The organism is Shewanella sp. SR44-3, from assembly GCF_014163735.1.
GTDB lineage: Bacteria > Pseudomonadota > Gammaproteobacteria > Enterobacterales > Shewanellaceae > Shewanella.
In genome coordinates, this window is sequence record NZ_JACJDV010000006.1 from 58074 (window position 1) to 75441 (window position 17368).

Consider the following 17368-nt stretch of genomic DNA (forward strand, 5'->3'; position numbering starts at 1 on the left):
AAAATATACAATTGATTATCGCAATACGTTGCCGCCACAGTGGTTACTGATCGTACTCCACTCCATGACTTCAACATCAGAATCAACAGCTAGCGTTTGTAATTTTAAAATGTTCTTCATATTTTTATTCCTTATATAATTGTTAGTTAAATTATTACTTTTGTGCGTTTTCGCCACAATGGTTACTGATAGTACTCCATTCCATGATTTCAACATCAGATTCAACGGCGAGTGTTTGTAGGCTTAAAATGTTATTCATTTGGTTATTCCTTAAATAAGTTGATAGGTGAAAATATACAATTGATTATCGCAATACGTTGCCGCCACAGTGGTTACTGATCGTACTCCACTCCATGATTTCAACATCAGAATCAACGGCAAATGTTTGTAAGTTTAAAATGTTATTCATTATTACCTCCATTATTTATATTTAATTGTCATCACTTGATGACGGAATAAACAATAGCGTTTAAAAAAATATTAAATAACCGTTAGATCCTACAGGTTTATATCAATAGCAAAATAACCTGTAATTAATGACAGGTTTCACTAAATAAAATCATTAGAATATTGAATGGTTAATTTGTTGATTGAAAAAAAAGTAAAAAAAAGCCTGCATTGAATGCAGGCTTTGGGTTTAACCGCTTATTTCAACATGAAGCGGTTAGCTGCGCACTTGACCTGTGCCATTAACTAGGTATTTCTCTGCCGTCAATGACTCAAGCCCCATGGGGCCGTAAGCATGCAGCTTCGAGGTGGCAATACCAATCTCGGCGCCTAAACCTAGCTCTCCGCCATCGGAGAAACGTGACGAGGCGTTAACCATAACCACAGAGGCATCTACAGTGCGTTGAAAACGCATCGCCGTAGCATCGTTTTTGGTCGAAATCACTTCGGTGTGATGACTGCCAAAGGCGCGGATATGATCTATTGCCTGGTCAAAGTCATCGACGATGCGAATAGCGATTTCAAGGTCTAAATACTCTTGGCCAAATTCACTGTCATCCAGCACAGTGCAGCCTGTAAAGTACTTAGCTGCACGTGAACAAGCATTAATCTTCACCTTGTGGCTTGCAAGCTCAACAGCCGCTTTTAATAGAAAAGCCTCGGCCACATCTTGATGGACGATCAAGCCTTCCAGCGCATTACACACTCCAGTACGCTGAGTCTTGCCATTAAGCAGTAATGCCATGGCATTGTCTAAGTCAGCATCTTTATCCACATACAGGTGACACACACCTTTAAAATGCTGAATAACTGGGATTTTACTGTTATCGGTAACGAAGTTTATCAAGCCTTCACCACCTCTAGGAATGATAACGTCGATATAGGCTCTTTGCTGCATCAGCTCCATCATCAAACCGCGATCTGGATCAGGAATGACAGTGATAAGCGCCTTTGGCAGCTTATGCTTTTGCAGTACATCTTGCAGTACCTTGGCAATAACCAAGCTAGATTGCAGTGCTTCTTTACCACCACGCAATACCACAGCATTACCTGATTTGAAACATAATGCACCCGCATCAGCAGTCACGTTAGGACGAGCCTCATAAATCATACACACTACCCCTAGCGGGATGCGCATTTTTCTTATTTTAATGCCATTAGGGCGCTCACTTAAATCACGAGTAATCCCAACAGGATCCGGCAGTGAAACAATAGTTTCAATCCCTTGAGCCATACCTTCAATACGCTCAGGCGTTAGCAATAATCGGTCTAACATGGCTGAGCCTAGGTTATTTTGCTCTGCGTGGCTCAAATCTTGTTGGTTCGCCGCTAGAATTTCAGCTGTGCTGGCTCGTAAAGAAGTTGCCATATCCTGCAGCACTATATTTTTAGTCTGCTCATCCAATACAGCTAGAGTTTGCGCCGCAATTGCTGCATCACGTGATAAGGTTTCAATTAAACTTAAGTTTGCATTATTCATATTTTTTCCAATTAGCTATTTTCTAAGATGGCGATATGTTTATCAGAAATCATCGAGCCAGTCTTTTGTTGAAATTCGTTCGCTATGGCGCCATCATCTTCTTGATCAGCAATGAAATTAAGCAGACAGCTGCTGTAATTTGATTGGGCTTTTGCCAGTTTAGTGCCATCGTCTTTACGCACTAAAATAGTATCGCCTACGGAAAAGTTACCATTAACAGCCATAACATCATCACTTGTGAGCTGATTTTCAGATCCATCGAACGCGCCTTCAAAATCATTTTCGACGATCAATTCCCCTTGCACCTGTGAAGTGTGCGTCATCCAATGCAAGTGCTCCTGCATAGGTTTTGCGAAGGGAGTAAATAAGGTGCCAGGGTTTTCGCCCTTAAGCAGACGGTTGAAGTTATCCGCCTCAAAACCATTCACAATAACAGTTTCTATACCGTGAGAAATAGCTTTTTCCGCTGCTTGGATTTTAGTGTGCATACCGCCAGTACCCACGCCACCAACAGTAGCGCCGCCTGCCATGGCATAAATATCAGCATCAATCTTAGTCACTTGCTTTATCAATTTGGCATCGTCATGCAGTTGTGGATTCTTAGTATAGAGCCCAGCCACATCAGAACAAATAATCAATGCATCGGCATCAGCAGCCGCGGCAACCATTGCCGATAAATTATCATTATCACCCACTCTTAATTTATCTGTAGTTACCGCATCGTTTTCATTGATGATCGGCAGCAAACCATGATCTAACAAGGTTAAAATCGTATCCTTGATGCTGACATAACGCTCGCGGTCACGTAAATCACCGTGAGTCACCAAAAGCTGTGCCGAGGGGAAATCAAATAATCTATCCCAGATTGCCATCATGTCTGCTTGGCCGGCTGCTGCCATGGCTTTTTTAAGTGTCACGCTAGGTTCGGCAACCTCACTAAAATGATGCCTGCCTGCGGCCACTGACCCCGATGACACTAATACTACTTGTATACCTTTTGCGCGGCAGTTTGCAATAAACTGCGCTATGCCTAATAAATAGTGGCTGCTACAGCCTTGTTTGTGAGGCGCAATCAATGCACTGCCGACTTTTACGACAATGCGCTTCCAATTTAACTCTGACATCTAAATCTAAATCCCGTTATTTATGTTCGGCCATGACACGGCCTGCTTCATGGAATAATTCAGTGGTTTGCTCACAAGGCGCATCGTCTAGGTGTGAAACCACCCAAATCACCACACTACTGACCACAAATCCTGGGATCATTTCATACATTACACTGCTTAAACTGCTGCCATCGGCAAGCACCGGGGCATAAATCCAAAACAATACTGTTACAGCACCAGAGATGATGCCCGCCATTGCAGCCTTGTGAGTTAAGTTCGCCTTATAGAGGCTAAATAACACCAAAGGGCCAAAGGCGGCACCAAAGCCTGCCCAAGCATTACTCACTAAGGATAAAATGCTATTGCTGCGATCCAGAGCCAACAAGCTGGCGACAATACCTACACCTGCAACACCAAAACGCCCTAGCTTAACCATATCTTTTTCGCTAGCCTCTTTATTAGACACCACACGATAAATATCTTCTGTCAGTGAACTTGACGACACCAACAACTGGCTTGAAATCGTACTCATAATGGCGGCTAAAATTGCAGCCAATAAGAAGCCACTGATAAGCGGGTGGAACAACAACTCAGAAAATACAATGAAGATGGTTTCAGGGTCTTTCAACGTCATTTCAAATTTATTGGCATAGGCAATACCCACAAGTCCTGTGGCTAATGCACCGACTATAGTCACTGTCATCCAGCTCATGCCAATGCGCCTTGCCGTTTTCACATCACTCAGCGAACGGATTGCCATAAAGCGCACTATGATATGTGGCTGACCAAAATAGCCAAGGCCCCATGACAGGCTAGAAATAAGTCCCAACATGGTGACATTTTGCATGCCTTCGGAAAATTGTGGGATCGACTGATATGCAAAATCCATCATCTTATCTGCGCTGTTAAATTCTTGAAAAGCAACAACCGGCACCAGTACCAGCGCGATAAACATAATACAGCCTTGGACAAAATCCGTCAGGCTCACAGCTAAAAAACCACCCAGCAAGGTATAAGACACCACGACCCCTAAGGTGACGATTAAGCCCAGCTCATAATTCAGATTAAATGCCGATTCAAATAACTTACCGCCAGCCACTAAACCTGCAGAAGTGTACAAAGTAAAGAACACCACAATAATCACCGCAGCAACTATGCGTATTTTACTGTTAGGCGCATTAAAGCGTTTAGCAAAAAACTCTGGGATAGTCAGCGCGTTATTAGCAACTTCTGTGTATACCCTTAGTTTTGGTGCAACCACCAGATAATTAACCAAGGCACCAATCAACAGGCCAATAGCAATATAAATAGTCTCAAACCCGACCAGGAACATGGCACCGGGTAAGCCCATCAACATCCAGCCGCTCATATCTGAGGCACCCGCTGACAGTGCAGTCACCTGTGGGCTCACCTGACGGCCGCCAAGAATATAGCCAGACACGTCACTGGTAGAACGGCGATAAGCAAAAAGACCTATGGCCAACATGGCCACGAAATATAATCCTAGGGATACATAAGTTAATGCTGGCATAAATTACAGCTCTCCAATCGCTTTGTTATTTTGAATCACATTAGGTTTCAACATGACAAAAAGATAGGTGCTTAATACAGCGCATAAACACAATAATTGACACGCCTCTTTTAGCGTTAAACTCAAGCGGGCTAACGCACGAGTGATGAAATTGTCTTCGGTTACATTGTCAAATGACATGCTGACCTCCAGTTTGTTTTTGACAAAAAAAAACACCAACATAGTTAGTGCTGTAACTATTGTACCTCATTTAGCTAGCCAGTTTCTACCCAACTACGGTATTTTGTCCAATAAATAACAACTTATGTGATCTAAATTAGATGTGTACATGGTTTGAACTATTAGTAATCATAGCCTTAGACTGCTACAGCTTTACTCGTCATTCCAAGCGTAGTATTACCAATTGTATTAACTTCCTGCTCATTCTGCGGGAGCATCTGGCGCGAGCAAAATCTGAACATTACTTGCTCTGTTGCAACAAAAAGCCCCTAGCGATTCGCTTAGGGGCTTTTATTTTTAAAGCGGTTATCTGGGGCTTACATTATTGGCAAACGACCTTGGTAGTTAACTGGGTAGTAACCTTGGCTGTCGGGTTTACCTAGATAAGCTAATGAGTTGCGCATGTCTTGAGGTTGGCCGTCGGTGGCTTTGACTTTAGCGGTGACTTTTATTGAATTATCAGCACCAAGTAAAATCAGCCCGCTGATGCCTAATTTGTTGTCCGCCTCTGTCATGCTTACAGCCACTTGGCCGTCTTGACAGCTTAATGCTAGCGCCATATTGCCTAATGGATATTCACCAAACTGGTTTTTCATATCGGCATGGTTTAAGAATAACTTTCCCGATAACTGCTCACACCAAGGCTTGCCTTGAATAAAATCTGCCACCATAAGGCTAACTTCGCCTTGGATTTGCGTGCCAAAGGGCAACCTAGCCCCAGCGATTAAGAAGCTGTTGGGTGCATCGAAACGCAGTCCTTGCACTTTAACCCCTGATAGTGACCAGCTCACATCGGCTTTACCGCTCACCGCAGTGGCGCGGTTACCTAAGTTGATGTCGACATTAGCTTGCCCCAACAATAGCGCCCATGGGCTTAATTGCCATTTCAGCTGCTCTATTTGCCTTGGGCCAATTTGTACTAAGTCAATTTGACCATTCCACACACTGCCAGTCACTCCTGAAAGGCTAACGTTGGCGGGTAATGGCGCTATGCTGACGAGCCATTTTGTTGGTAAGTAGACCACTAAAAATATTAGATACAGGGCTACGGCTAGAATAATTTTTTTACTCAAACTCACGATTTACCTACTTATTGAGACAACTGAATGCGTCTAACTTTAACTATGCCTTGGGCATCGGATTCGGCCAAATCTAGGCTATCCAAGGTCAAGCCTTTATCTTGCACTAAATAATGTAAGTAGCTCAGCAAGGCTTCAAAAGGCACATCATCCATCCACAATTGGACCTTATCTCCCTGTGGTTGCATCCGAGTGATCTCTAAGCCAAATTGGCTGGCAGATTGATTCACAACGGCGCTTAAACTGCCACTCACTTTTGCTGTGGCACCCGCTTGCTGCAGGCCAACTAATTTATTGGCGGATTGCTTAACATAGTTCAGTGTTTTCACCGCCGCGTTATGATTACGCTCGGCATCTTGCTGAGCCTGACTGATGGGGCTCCAAATGCCCCAATACAATAAGCCGATGACGAAACACACGCCCGCCACACTGACTAATTGTTGTTCACGCTGGGCAAGCCCCTGCCACCAAGTACGCAAATTTTCCATGTTATTTGCTCCTCACTGTCACAGTGCTGGTCACCTTGTCTTCGTTGCTATTCATGGCACCTGTGTCTATTTCAAAATCTTTACTGACTAGGTCTTTAAACTGCTCGATTTGGCCGTAGGAGTTAGCTGTGATCTGCATTCTTATCTCATTGCGATTAGCATCAAACCTTAAGCTATTGGGTTTCAAATCGGGGATTTGCTTAAAGGCCGTCTGCAGGCCGCTGAGCATTTCAAAAAACGCCACCCCGCCGCCATGACCTTGCATGCTTTTTAACATAGCGCCCATTTGCGAGTGTATGTTAACCACTCGCTGAGTGCCCGGGCTTACGCTTTTAAAGATGCTCTCGCTTTGTTGGTTTAGCTCCATCGTTGCTTGATTCAGTTGGCGAATATCTAAGCCTTTATTGACTAAAGCAAGCACTATGGCAAGCACACAAATAATGGCACTATTTTTCCATAATAACAGCTGCTTACTGTATTCACGTTTGGGCTTGTAGGCACCAGAAAGTAAGTTCACTGGGGCATTGAGTATACCCTTGGCGAACACTAACATAGGCAAATCTAATTGTTTATGCTCAACATTGGCGCCTGCAAACTCTAGATTTTCGCTGTAACTTGCCAAGTTTATCGTTTCGCTCTTTGGGTCTTGTGATGCCATCAACTTTGGCAATGCAAAGGACTGCCAAGCTTGTGGCAAATTCACCCCAGTGCCTTGACCTGTGCGAATAATTAGCTCATCACCGCAGCGCATGGCGGCCCAATCCGAGCCAGCTAATGGCAGGGCTAAGCAGTCTGGCACTAATCGCTTGGCTTTTAAGCCTGCATCATTAAGCCAAGTTAACCAATCTTGCATTTGTTGGTGCGCCACCGCAATCACGCTGAGCTTTTCACCGCTTCGCGGGCCAACCACAAAATGCATATCTTCAATACTGGTCGCCAAGGATTCTTCCATCAAAAAAGGCAATGCCTTTAATGCTTGGCGTTGACCTTTTTCTGGCAAACTGATGTCGGTTAACATCATGCTGGCAGTGGGCACTAAGATATCTACCGGGCGATTGCCGACTCTGTCTTTAAGATTCGTTAAACTGGCCGCATCACTGAGTTCACCTGAGGCGATAATCTCTTGTTCTTGTTCGGACCAAACCAGCCAAGAGCAAGCCTGCTCATGATGGGTTCCTAATCGAATAAATAAGCGTTCTGACACTGTTATTCTCCAGCAAGCGGTTTAGAGTGAGGCGACAGAGTCTGCCTAGCGCTTGTTATTGTTTTCATTTGTGTTATTCGAGTTATCATTGGTGCTGCTATTAGTACTGCTACTGGCATTTGGGCTGGCATAAAAATCTTGATTGCCATACTGACGTGTTAACACGTCCATGGAATTACCAGAGCCTTTTTTCAGCACAGACTCCATGCTAAAAATGGCTTCATTGACCTTGGCGCCAGCTTTGAGCAAAAAGTAGTCGCTGTCGATAACAAAACTCGATTTAGCATCGGCATCCACTTTTAATCCCGAGACTGAAGAGTTTTGCCAAAATTCGTCAATTTTCTCATAACCACTGGCAGGCACTTGGCCTATGATACTTTCCGCTTCACCCAGTGAGATTTGGTTATCTAACATGGCCATCAACAGCGGCGCTTGCTCGATTTCCAAAGTATTCACATTAAGTAACTGTCTGTCATCCCCTGGGATGGCGCACACTAAGGGCGATAAGTGTCGATAGACATCTTTGGTAAAACCTAATACCGCCCTGAGTTCACTTTTGTGATTCATCAAGGTATTCGCGGCGCGATAGGGGACATTTCGCGACTCATATTCCGCATCTTCTGCACCATAGGGACTATTAATGCTGTCGCTATCAACATAATCCTTAAGGGTATGCGTTAGACGCTCGGCGGCAAAATCATCCATACCTAAGCCTACCAATAATGCTTTAAACTGCTTGGCCGCTAAGGGCAGCTGCGGCTGACCATTGTTATTGGTTTTTGATGCTGCTGCCAAAGCATTAAGATTAAAACAGGCGCGCATATCGCTAACCTTACCGACAATCTCGCCGTATTCGGCTGGAAATACCACATCGGCCAAGGCCCAAAATTGTTGCCTGTGGACTATGCCTTTACTGTCATCCAAATCCTGTTTTAAGACTTTTTTAGTTAGCTCTTCTGCCGACAAGGCATACCAATAGGCTTGATCATACTGAGTCAAGTTCATGGTACGGCGCATGGATAACTGATTTCGGGCACTGATGTTAGTGGCAATAATAACCACCATGGCCACAATCAAAATCACGGTAATGAGTGCCACTCCGCGCTGTTTACTTGGCCCCATTACTCGCGCTTCCTTTCGTCTTCATCACCGTAGTCACGCCTAACGTCTGGCTGGCCTGTGCCGGGCTTAGTTTGCTGACCGTTATTCACATTATTGGGATCGTTTGGATCGCTAGGATTGTTGGGGTTATTTTCAGAACCAGACGAACTACCCACTGCCGCCGCACCTTTAGGTAATAAAAATTTACGCTCTATTACGCCTAAACCTTCTACTTCAACTTTTATGGCTATCCCTTGGGGTAACTGGGTATTGGCCACTTGCTTCTGCCATTTATCGCCACTAAAAAAGGCGTATTCCACCGACAAGACTTTATCTATAATCACGCTTTTTAATGGCTCTGCACCACTATCGGGTTCTGGGTAGGGATAATACCAGCGCTCCAAGCGCCCTTCTTGCACCACATAAGCCACAGATTGCAGTGTACCTCTTGGCAAAATACCCGCAGGATTAAGCCAACCTAAACGGAAAAACACCAAGGATTCAGATTCTGAATCCAAGATGTTAGTGCCATATTGAAATACTCCCTTGTCGCGGCTACCATCGAGCAACCTAGGAGTACGAGCGACGATTTGCCCAAGGTCGCGCTCTATAGCGCCAAAACCTTGTTGCAAGGATTTAAGCCGTTTGGCAAAGTCTGAGGTGACTTCATCATTACGCATCACGGTAGACAGTACGCTGTTGGCGGCCACGCCTAACATGGCAAAAATCGCTACCGCGATCAGCATTTCGAGTAAGGTAAAACCACCGCTGCGTCGATTATTTTTGATGCACATAGCTGCTCAACTGGGCTTGGATGCGTGTATACCTTTCATCATCGCTGACGCTAATACGTATTTGGCGGAACTTATCATCTGTGGTTTTCACCACATTTTGACGCCAATACCACTCTTTTCCAGCAAGCTCCACCCGACCTTCTTTCTGGCCAATATCTGGAAACTCACTAGTTAATCTCGCTTCCACCATTTGGTTACTGGCCACCCATTGGGCCAAAGTGCGTTGTTCCAAAATAGGCATATTCGCCATTTGCTCGCCCAAGCTTTTGGTGACGGCCACCGCAGCAATGGAGAACACAGCTAAGGCAACTATGACCTCCAGTAACGTCATGCCTTTAGTAGGTTTCATCACTACGGCCCATATGTAATCTTCCCATGGCATCGCCACTGATAAACACATCTATGACTTCAAGCTTGTCATTTTTGCCGCTAACTCTTAACTCAAAGGCGGTGATTTCACCACTGGGGAACAGTAACACCTGCGGATCGGGACGTTTTCTTTGGGTTTTGCTTAATTCTGTTTCGGCTTCAATGAAAGGCTCATCAAACCAAGACTCATCCTCTAATTCATCTTCCTGCACTAACGGCAAGCCATCTATGGTGATATCTAGAGTGACAAATTCAGGTAATTCCCGCAGGGCTAGTAATCTATCATCTTTTATGGGCAGCCATTTTTCATCTTTATAATAGACAAACTCATAGCGGCTTTCTTCCACCACTATGCCGACAAACTGGCCGCTTAATACGGTTTCATCCAACACCAACTCAGTGGCTGAGATAAACTGTTGCGCCAAACGCTTTAGCTCTTTTTCAGGCCCAGCATCCCCCATTGTCAGGGTTACCGCAGCCGCAGTTAACCCCATAAGCAGGGCAACGAGTAAGACTTCGAGCAAGGTAAAGCCCTGTTGGCGAGAGCGCAGCATAGTATTCAACTAATCTTATTGAAAATCTTGAAGATTCCAGCTACCGATATCATCTTCAGTACCGGGTTGACGGTCAGGTCCCGCACTGAAAATATCTATCTTGCCTTGCTCACCTGGGCTCAGTAACAAATAGGCATTATCCCAAGGATCCTGCGGTAGACGCTTCACATAACCACCTTCGCGGTAATTACGAGCTTCTGGCGATGAAGTGGGTGCATTAACTAAAGCATCTAAGCCTTGATCTGTGGTTGGATAGAAACTGTTATCTAGCTTGTACATGTCTAGGGCATTTTCCAACGCCACTATGTCTGATACGGCTTTTTGCTGATCGGCCTTGTCTTTGTTGCCCATAAGGTTAGGCACCACCATTGAGGCTAAAATACCCAAAATTACGATAACGACCATGACTTCTAACAGGGTAAAACCTTGTTGTCTGCGATTGTGTTTCATTGATTGCGTCTCCCTGATATCACTATGTTTAAATTTTTTATTGGTGACCTATGCCTTAGCATTAGCCACTGATTAAGTTGTTCAATTCTAGAATAGGTTGCAAGATAGCCATCACGATAAATAACACCACAGCCGCCATACTCACCACCAACATAGGCTCAAACACCCCAAGGGCAATATTGACGTTAGCTTCAAACTCTCTGTCTTGGTTGTCTGCGGCGCGCTCAAGCATATTTTCCAGCTGACCACTCTTCTCGCCTGATGCGATCATATAGAGCATCATGGCAGGAAATAACTTGGTCTGAGTCAACGCAGCCCCAAGGCTGGTACCTTCACGCACTCGGGCTGTTGCATCATCAACAGCAGCACGCACTTTTACATTTTGCAGTACTTCACTGGCGATGCGCATGCCTTCAAGTAATGGCACTGAGCTGGCTGATAAAATACTTAAGGTGCGGGCAAAGCGTGCTGTATTTAAGCCTTTGCTGACTTTCCCCACGACCGGAGTACCGAGCAGCATAGTGTCCCACTGCATCCGATACGCAGGCAAGGTCAGTAACCGCTGCAAGCCAACAGCGAGTAAAAAAATAAGCCCAATAACCAATAAACCGTAAGATTGCACAAAATCTGATGCCAAAATCAAAAACTGAGTGGTGCCGGGTAATTCTTGCCCCATGTGCTCAAACTGCCCCACCACTTTAGGCACTACTGCAGCCAATAATACCCCGATAACGCCAATGGCAACCATGGTTAATACCACGGGATATATCATGGCTTGAGTGAGTTTAGATTTAAGCTGTTGGCGTCTTTCGGTGTAATCAGCAAGGCGATTAAGCACGACTTCAAGATGCCCTGATTTTTCACCAGATGCCACCATGGCACGGTAAAGATCATCAAAAATATGCGGGAATTCAGCTAAGGAATCGGCAAGACTATAGCCTTCAACGACCCTTGAACGTACTGCCATTATCATGCTGCCTAAGCGATCTTTTTCCGACTGTTGCCCTACCGCTTTAAGGGCTTCTTCAATAGGTAGACCGGCTGCCACTAAGGTGGCTATTTGCCGAGTGATTAAAGCTAAATCAGCAACAGGAATGCCACGCTTAAACAAGCTAAAGCCTTGTTTGCCTGCTTTTGATTCTTTCTCGTTCACTTGGCTCAACTCTAGGGGCATTAGCTGCTGTTCCCTGAGCTGGCTACGGGCATGCCTGGCGGTATCGGCTTCGATAACGCCTTTGTGCTGCTTGCCTTGTTTATCTAACGCTTTATATTCAAAGGCTGCCATGCTTATTCCTCACGGGTGACACGCAGTACTTCTTCCAAGGTCGTCACACCTGCGAGTACTTTGCTCATGCCATCGTGGCGTATGCTAGGTACGCTTAAACGAATATAGCGCTCGATAGCAAGCTCGCCCTTACCGCCATGGATAAGTTCGCGCACGCTGTCGTCGACGGTAAGCAATTCATGAATACCCGTACGGCCACGGTAACCGTTATTGCCGCAAGCCTTACAGCCATTGGCACGGTAGATATGCCTAGGGTCACTATCGCTAATACCTAATAGTTCACGCTCTCGCAGATCGGGCTCATGCTCTACCTTACAACTTGGGCACAAGGTTCTGATCAAGCGCTGGGCTAACACACCTAAAAGGCTCGAAGACACCAAGAAAGGCTCGACCCCCATGTCTTGCAGACGGGTAATGGCACCAGAGGCAGTATTGGTGTGCAAGGTTGAAATCACTAAGTGACCGGTTAACGAGGCTTGCACCGCAATTTGCGCGGTTTCTAAGTCGCGGATTTCACCTATCATGACCACATCAGGATCTTGACGTAAAATCGCCCTTAAACCACGAGCAAACGTCATATCGGCCTTGATATTCACTTGAGTCTGACCAACGCCTTGAAGCTCATACTCGATTGGATCTTCAACTGTTAATATATTGGTATCTTTAGAGTTAATCTCGGTCAAACCTGCATACAAGGTGGTACTTTTACCTGAACCTGTGGGACCTGTCACTAAGATGATGCCATGAGGTTTGCGGATAAGCGCATCAAACTGCTCGCGAATACCTTGGGTCATACCTAATTGTTTTAAATCTAAGTTGCCGGTGTTTTTATCCAGTAGACGCAGCACCACCCGCTCACCATGACTTGATGGCATGGTCGATACCCGCACATCTACCGCGCGGCCAGCAATACGCAAAGAAATACGTCCGTCTTGAGGCACACGTTTCTCGGCAATATCTAAACGCGCCATCACCTTAATACGCGACACCAATAGCGATGATAATTTACGGTTTGGCTTAAGCACTTCCTTAAGCACACCGTCGATACGGAACCGTACAACAAGCTGTTTTTCGTAGGTTTCTATGTGGATGTCAGAGGCTTCTTCCTTGATAGCTTCTGACAGTAATGCATTGATAAGCTTGATTATTGGAGCATCATCATCCCCTTCAAGCAAATCTTCAGTCTGAGGCATTTCTTCGGCAAGGGTGAATAAATCCATCTCGTTGCCTATGTCTTCCATTAACTGCTGCGCTTCTGATGAGTTAGCCTGATAAGCCTGAGTTAATTTAGCCTCGAACTTGGCCACTTCAAGCTTAACCAAGGGCAACTCAGCGCCGCTATAACGCCGCACCTCTAGCATGGCATTGAGCGGTGTATTGTCGGTATAAAACAGACTCAACACCCCTTCTTCTTTAGCCAGTACCAATTGAAAGCGTTGCGAAAACGCGAACGGTAAACGCTCCTTACTGTTGGAGTGAAACACCTCATCGGCATCTTCGAGCTCTAAGGCTACATCCTTGGACACTTGCGCCAATTGTTCAGTCATCAGTGCCTCACTCATCGGCCGAGGCTTTATTGTCTGAAATGGCCTTCAATGCGGCATCACTTTCACGTAAATCAGTGTTTAAACCTTTGCCTTGCTTATAGCGCTCAAGCACACGGTTTACGTCTTCTGGGATATACGCATCCTGATCCCACTCTTCCAGCACTGGCACGTCGGTATTTGGCATTAAATTAACGCCTCGTGCCCGTTGTTCAAGCTGTAATGCTCTGAAATAATTATACTTACGACCAGCAATGCCTTCCATAGTCACACCATCACGAATAATGGTTGGCTTGATAAACACCATCAAGTTCTTCTTCTTTTTGCTGCTAGAGGAAGACTTAAATAAATGGCCAATGAAAGGGATATCGCCTAAGAAAGGCACTTTTTGCACGCTTTCTTGGACTTCTTCATTAATTAACCCACCTAAGACCACGATTTGACCCGAATCAGCCATAACTGTCGTGGTTAAACGGCGAGTCGCAAAGGTGACATCGACCCCAGTTTTACCATTAATGCCTGACACTTCTTGTTCAATAGTGAGCTTAACCGCTGAGCCTTCATTGATCTGCGGTGTTACTTTAAGTTTAACCCCAACCTCTTTACGCTCAACCGTCTGGAATGGGTTAGCATTGCCATTAGATGAATTTTGGCTACCGGTTAAAATAGGCACTTCGTCACCGACGATAAATGAGGCTTCTTGGTTATCCAAGGTAGTAATCGAAGGGGTCGCTAATACGTTTGAATCGGTATCGCTAGACACTGCCTGCACTAACGCTGCAAAATCACCGCTGGCAACGCCCCAAGCCATACCATTAACCTTGCCTAAGGCCTGGGCTAACAGGGTGTAATCCCCCTCTGTTTTAGGATTATTACTAACAACAGGCTTATTGTTTGCATCAATAGTCGTCACCTGAGCGACGTCTTTCTCACGGGCCGCCCATACGCCAGCGCCCACTTCACCTATGGTCGTGCCTAAGTTGTTAAACTGGGTGCCACCACCTGCAAGTGTGCCCCACTGAATACCAAAACCAACATCATCGCCTTCGGCAACTTCCACAATAATGGCTTCAACTAACACTTGGGCGCGGCGAATATCTAATTGGTTAATCACATTCTCTATGGTGCGCATTTGATCAGGTTCAGCGCTAATCACCAAAGCATTGGTGTCAACGTGGGCCATGATATTAATATCGTTACGACGCTTACCACCGCCCTGTTGGCCGCCTTGGTCTTTACTACCTTGAAGGCGCTCGGCAAAACCTGTTAGCACTTCAACTAAATCTTCAGCTTTGGCATAGTGCAGGTAGCGCACCTTGGTATTGCCTGTGCTTGCTTGCTCGGCATCGAGCTTGCGAATAAGAGAAACTACCCGCTGACGACTTTTTTCATCGCCACTGACGATCACCGCATTAATGCGTTCATCGGCAACCACTTTAGGAGATTGGCCTGGCATTTGCGATTGGTTAGCGGTCGCGCGGTAAAGGGTATCGATAATACGCACCATCTCGCCGGCTGAAGCGTATTCTAGTGGCACGACTTGAACTTCGGTGTCACCTTGCTTATCTACGCGGCGAATGATTTCAACAATCTTGTTCACTACCGCTGCGCGGCCAGTAATCATCATTACGTTGGATGGGTCATAGTTGACTACGTTACCGCCACCAGCGTTATCGTTTAGCTGACGAAGTAATGGGGCAAGTTGTTTAGCTTCGGTGTTGTATAGCGCCACAATACGGGTGACCATTTCATCACCCACACCAGGGGCTTTATCATCGGCAATGCGAATGGCCGAAACTTTGGCATCTTTGTCTTTAATCACCTTGATGATGTTATTGTCCATTTCAACAACTGCGTAGCCATAGACTTGCAATACGTTGAGGAAGAAACGGTAATATTGATCATCTGTTAGCAAGTCATAACTGCGGACATTGATTTTGCCGCGAATGGTGGGGTCAACCACTATGGTCTTATTGAGGTTTTTACCCACAATATTAATAAATTCTTGAATGTCTGTGCCTTTGAAATTGGCAGCATATTGTTCCGACCAAGCAAACTGTGATGTGAGCAATGCGGCGCCTGTCAACGCACTAAGCAACAGCTTACGGCGGATCCCTTTATTATTCATTATGCTTTTATCCCCTAAGACCAGTGTTATTCTGGCAAACTAAACATGATTTCAACCAGTTGCCCATCTCGCTCAACCATCACAGCGATTTCGGTTAACTCAGATAAACTGGCCATCACTTCTAACGCTTGACTCATTTCGGTCAGATCATAGCCATTAATTGATTTGGCTAAATCATTAGCCTGAAAACCGGCCTGTTTAAACAAGGCGGCATCTCTACCCGCATTGAGACGATATCCCGCGAGAGAATCACCACTTCGCACCGGTGAAATAGCTAAGAAATCGGTGATTTTACTCGGATCTGCGAGCAATTCATCACGAGACTGTCGCAATTCTTGCGATATTTGTTGATTATTGCGCTGATCGACCCGAGAAATATTTTGGTTTTGTTTGGCCTGTTGTAATTGCTTATTCACCTGGCTACTTGTGGTGTATGGTAAGCCATCAAGCATTAAGGTTTCATAACGGCCGCCATTGGTGATAATAATGCGATCCGCATAGACTTCTTTTAGTGAAGCCGAAGTGCCGCTAATTTTATCACCTAGACCATAGGTGTCTTGCACGCCACGAGAATCGATTACAGCCAAGCCTTGGGTTTCAGAGGTCGATGCCACGACCCCAGTCAGCAGAATTGATAAGCTGGTCTTGGGCGCATCGGTTATAGTTTCAACCACAGGTGCTCGACTCACTTGGCTGGCATCATGATTACCAAATAAATGTAAATTATGTACGTCTTGCAGATTAATTGACTTAACACCTGTTGAAGCCACAGGAGAAGCTTGCCAAGTTGCTATTGGAGCATTGGCAGGAATTAACTTCCATGTAACTTGTGCAGCCAGGAGTGCAGCAAGAATAAATAAAAACCAAAAAACAAACAAACTCAGTTGTTTATGAGGTATTTTTGCGGCTTTCGCTAATACGTTATCTAATACATCCATATTATTTTGGACCCTCGACCAGGCCTCTGTTCTGATTATGTTAATTTATTAAACCCGCCTAATGCTAACTCACTGAGCTAGCAGCAACAAGCCCACTGTATAAGGATTGGCGAAATTAGCCCAAATATGCTATGTTGCGCCTCTTAAATGGTTATAAAGCCGCCATAAATTTAGCGGTTTTAGTGACGTTATCACAGTACTTTTTCATCAGCTTGTGAACTCATACTTTCTTGGAGAAAAAATGAGCGACTGCCAAGGCGGAAACAGCAAAATCAGACTGGACAAGTGGCTATGGGCAGCACGTTTTTATAAAACCCGCGCCTTGGCCAAAGAGATGATTAACGGCGGTAAAGTACATTACAACGGCCAAAGGGCCAAATCCAGCCGCAATGTTGAATTAGGCGCCCATTTAAGAATTCGCCAAGGCATGGAAGATAAGCACATAGTCATTCTTGGTTTATCAGAACACAGGCAAGGTGCTAACGTGGCTCAGACTCTCTATCAAGAGACTCAAGAGAGCCAGCAAAAACGCGCGGTTAATGCCGAGGCTCGGCGTCTGAATATTTTGCTTAATCCAGCCCCTGAACATAAACCGGATAAGAAGCAAAGGCGTCAGCTACTAAAAGTTAAACAGTATTAACCCGCAAACTT

20 protein-coding genes are annotated in these 17368 nt (G+C 45.3%); 1 reads left to right on the forward strand and 19 read right to left on the reverse strand.

Annotation, left to right across the window (positions count from 1 at the left end):
* Positions 1 to 15 precede the first annotated feature (15 nt).
* The 19 genes from H5073_RS18590 to gspC all read right to left on the reverse strand — a co-directional run bounded on the left by H5073_RS18590 (position 16) and on the right by gspC (position 16717).
* Positions 16 to 120 carry a class III lanthipeptide gene (locus H5073_RS18590; RefSeq protein ID WP_220487942.1) on the reverse strand — a complete coding sequence of 35 codons (105 nt, stop codon included), beginning with the start codon at positions 118 to 120 and terminating at the stop codon, positions 16 to 18.
* A 34-nt stretch (positions 121 to 154) separates the two neighbouring features.
* Complete coding sequence (locus tag H5073_RS18270; protein WP_220487944.1) at positions 155 to 259, reverse strand: class III lanthipeptide; 105 nt, start codon at positions 257 to 259, stop codon at positions 155 to 157.
* A 45-nt stretch (positions 260 to 304) separates the two neighbouring features.
* Positions 305 to 421 carry a class III lanthipeptide gene (locus H5073_RS18595; RefSeq protein ID WP_404948373.1) on the reverse strand — a complete coding sequence of 39 codons (117 nt, stop codon included), beginning with the start codon at positions 419 to 421 and terminating at the stop codon, positions 305 to 307.
* Between the two features lie 243 nt (positions 422 to 664).
* Complete coding sequence (locus H5073_RS05270) at positions 665 to 1927, reverse strand: glutamate-5-semialdehyde dehydrogenase (protein WP_182677661.1); 1263 nt, start codon at positions 1925 to 1927, stop codon at positions 665 to 667.
* 11 nt (positions 1928 to 1938) lie between these two features.
* On the reverse strand, positions 1939 to 3051 hold the full coding sequence (gene proB, locus H5073_RS05275; RefSeq protein ID WP_182677663.1) for a glutamate 5-kinase: 1113 nt from the start codon (positions 3049 to 3051) through the stop codon (positions 1939 to 1941).
* Positions 3052 to 3067: 16 nt separating this feature from the next.
* A complete protein-coding gene (gene putP, locus H5073_RS05280; RefSeq protein ID WP_182677665.1) occupies positions 3068 to 4564 on the reverse strand; it encodes a sodium/proline symporter PutP in 1497 nt (498 codons plus the stop codon).
* A gap of 3 nt (positions 4565 to 4567) precedes the next feature.
* Positions 4568 to 4744: a hypothetical protein gene (locus tag H5073_RS05285; protein WP_182677667.1), complete on the reverse strand. Its 177-nt coding sequence runs from the start codon at positions 4742 to 4744 to the stop codon at positions 4568 to 4570.
* 356 nt (positions 4745 to 5100) lie between these two features.
* Positions 5101 to 5862, reverse strand: a complete 762-nt coding sequence (locus tag H5073_RS05290; RefSeq protein WP_182677669.1) for a type II secretion system protein N — start codon at positions 5860 to 5862, stop codon at positions 5101 to 5103.
* A gap of 11 nt (positions 5863 to 5873) precedes the next feature.
* The gene (locus tag H5073_RS05295; protein WP_182677671.1) at positions 5874 to 6350 is read right to left on the reverse strand and encodes a type II secretion system protein M; all 477 of its coding nucleotides are present in this window, start codon (positions 6348 to 6350) and stop codon (positions 5874 to 5876) included.
* A 1-nt stretch (position 6351) separates the two neighbouring features.
* Positions 6352 to 7554: a type II secretion system protein GspL gene (gene gspL / locus H5073_RS05300; protein ID WP_182677673.1), complete on the reverse strand. Its 1203-nt coding sequence runs from the start codon at positions 7552 to 7554 to the stop codon at positions 6352 to 6354.
* Positions 7555 to 7599: 45 nt separating this feature from the next.
* Positions 7600 to 8676, reverse strand: coding sequence for a type II secretion system minor pseudopilin GspK (gene gspK / locus H5073_RS05305; protein ID WP_182677675.1), 1077 nt, complete (start codon positions 8674 to 8676; stop codon positions 7600 to 7602).
* Positions 8676 to 9449, reverse strand: coding sequence for a type II secretion system minor pseudopilin GspJ (gspJ, locus tag H5073_RS05310; protein WP_182677677.1), 774 nt, complete (start codon positions 9447 to 9449; stop codon positions 8676 to 8678). Before gspJ ends, gspK begins: the two co-directional genes overlap by 1 nt.
* On the reverse strand, positions 9433 to 9798 hold the full coding sequence (gene gspI, locus H5073_RS05315; RefSeq protein ID WP_182677679.1) for a type II secretion system minor pseudopilin GspI: 366 nt from the start codon (positions 9796 to 9798) through the stop codon (positions 9433 to 9435). The genes gspJ and gspI overlap by 17 nt, the downstream gene beginning before the upstream one ends.
* Positions 9785 to 10372 (reverse strand): type II secretion system minor pseudopilin GspH, encoded by a 588-nt coding sequence (gene gspH, locus H5073_RS05320; protein ID WP_182677681.1) that lies wholly within the window; start codon positions 10370 to 10372, stop codon positions 9785 to 9787. The genes gspI and gspH overlap by 14 nt, the downstream gene beginning before the upstream one ends.
* 15 nt (positions 10373 to 10387) lie before the next feature.
* Positions 10388 to 10822 (reverse strand): type II secretion system major pseudopilin GspG, encoded by a 435-nt coding sequence (gspG, locus tag H5073_RS05325; RefSeq protein ID WP_182677683.1) that lies wholly within the window; start codon positions 10820 to 10822, stop codon positions 10388 to 10390.
* Positions 10823 to 10883: 61 nt separating this feature from the next.
* The gene (gene gspF / locus H5073_RS05330) at positions 10884 to 12107 is read right to left on the reverse strand and encodes a type II secretion system inner membrane protein GspF (RefSeq protein ID WP_182677684.1); all 1224 of its coding nucleotides are present in this window, start codon (positions 12105 to 12107) and stop codon (positions 10884 to 10886) included.
* Between the two features lie 2 nt (positions 12108 to 12109).
* Positions 12110 to 13654 carry a type II secretion system ATPase GspE gene (gene gspE, locus H5073_RS05335; protein WP_404948374.1) on the reverse strand — a complete coding sequence of 515 codons (1545 nt, stop codon included), beginning with the start codon at positions 13652 to 13654 and terminating at the stop codon, positions 12110 to 12112.
* Between the two features lie 7 nt (positions 13655 to 13661).
* Entirely contained in the window at positions 13662 to 15779 is a 2118-nt protein-coding gene (gene gspD / locus H5073_RS05340) for a type II secretion system secretin GspD (RefSeq protein ID WP_182677686.1), read from the reverse strand.
* A gap of 26 nt (positions 15780 to 15805) precedes the next feature.
* Positions 15806 to 16717, reverse strand: a complete 912-nt coding sequence (gene gspC / locus H5073_RS05345; RefSeq protein WP_182677688.1) for a type II secretion system protein GspC — start codon at positions 16715 to 16717, stop codon at positions 15806 to 15808.
* Positions 16718 to 16958: 241 nt separating this feature from the next.
* Here gspC and hslR point away from each other — a divergent pair, with 241 nt between their 5' ends.
* A complete protein-coding gene (hslR, locus tag H5073_RS05350; RefSeq protein WP_182677690.1) occupies positions 16959 to 17357 on the forward strand; it encodes a ribosome-associated heat shock protein Hsp15 in 399 nt (132 codons plus the stop codon).
* The last annotated feature ends 11 nt before the right edge of the window (positions 17358 to 17368 follow it).

What these genes read in the sequence shown, in the direction of transcription:
- gspE (WP_404948374.1), bottom strand. Translation starts at nt 13,654, where the DNA reads ATGACTGAACAATTGGCGCAAGTGTCCAAGGATGTAGCCTTAGAGCTC.
- H5073_RS18595 (WP_404948373.1), bottom strand. Translation starts at nt 421, where the DNA reads ATGGAGGTAATAATGAATAACATTTTAAACTTACAAACATTTGCCGTT.
- proB (WP_182677663.1), bottom strand. Translation starts at nt 3,051, where the DNA reads ATGTCAGAGTTAAATTGGAAGCGCATTGTCGTAAAAGTCGGCAGTGCA.
- gspH (WP_182677681.1), bottom strand. Translation starts at nt 10,372, where the DNA reads ATGCTGCGCTCTCGCCAACAGGGCTTTACCTTGCTCGAAGTCTTACTC.
- H5073_RS05270 (WP_182677661.1), bottom strand. Translation starts at nt 1,927, where the DNA reads ATGAATAATGCAAACTTAAGTTTAATTGAAACCTTATCACGTGATGCA.
- H5073_RS18270 (WP_220487944.1), bottom strand. Translation starts at nt 259, where the DNA reads ATGAATAACATTTTAAGCCTACAAACACTCGCCGTTGAATCTGATGTT.
- H5073_RS05295 (WP_182677671.1), bottom strand. Translation starts at nt 6,350, where the DNA reads ATGGAAAATTTGCGTACTTGGTGGCAGGGGCTTGCCCAGCGTGAACAA.
- putP (WP_182677665.1), bottom strand. Translation starts at nt 4,564, where the DNA reads ATGCCAGCATTAACTTATGTATCCCTAGGATTATATTTCGTGGCCATG.
- gspG (WP_182677683.1), bottom strand. Translation starts at nt 10,822, where the DNA reads ATGAAACACAATCGCAGACAACAAGGTTTTACCCTGTTAGAAGTCATG.
- gspK (WP_182677675.1), bottom strand. Translation starts at nt 8,676, where the DNA reads ATGGGGCCAAGTAAACAGCGCGGAGTGGCACTCATTACCGTGATTTTG.
- gspF (WP_182677684.1), bottom strand. Translation starts at nt 12,107, where the DNA reads ATGGCAGCCTTTGAATATAAAGCGTTAGATAAACAAGGCAAGCAGCAC.
- gspJ (WP_182677677.1), bottom strand. Translation starts at nt 9,449, where the DNA reads ATGTGCATCAAAAATAATCGACGCAGCGGTGGTTTTACCTTACTCGAA.
- H5073_RS05285 (WP_182677667.1), bottom strand. Translation starts at nt 4,744, where the DNA reads ATGTCATTTGACAATGTAACCGAAGACAATTTCATCACTCGTGCGTTA.
- H5073_RS18590 (WP_220487942.1), bottom strand. Translation starts at nt 120, where the DNA reads ATGAAGAACATTTTAAAATTACAAACGCTAGCTGTTGATTCTGATGTT.
- gspI (WP_182677679.1), bottom strand. Translation starts at nt 9,798, where the DNA reads ATGAAACCTACTAAAGGCATGACGTTACTGGAGGTCATAGTTGCCTTA.
- hslR (WP_182677690.1), top strand. Translation starts at nt 16,959, where the DNA reads ATGAGCGACTGCCAAGGCGGAAACAGCAAAATCAGACTGGACAAGTGG.
- gspD (WP_182677686.1), bottom strand. Translation starts at nt 15,779, where the DNA reads ATGAATAATAAAGGGATCCGCCGTAAGCTGTTGCTTAGTGCGTTGACA.
- gspC (WP_182677688.1), bottom strand. Translation starts at nt 16,717, where the DNA reads ATGGATGTATTAGATAACGTATTAGCGAAAGCCGCAAAAATACCTCAT.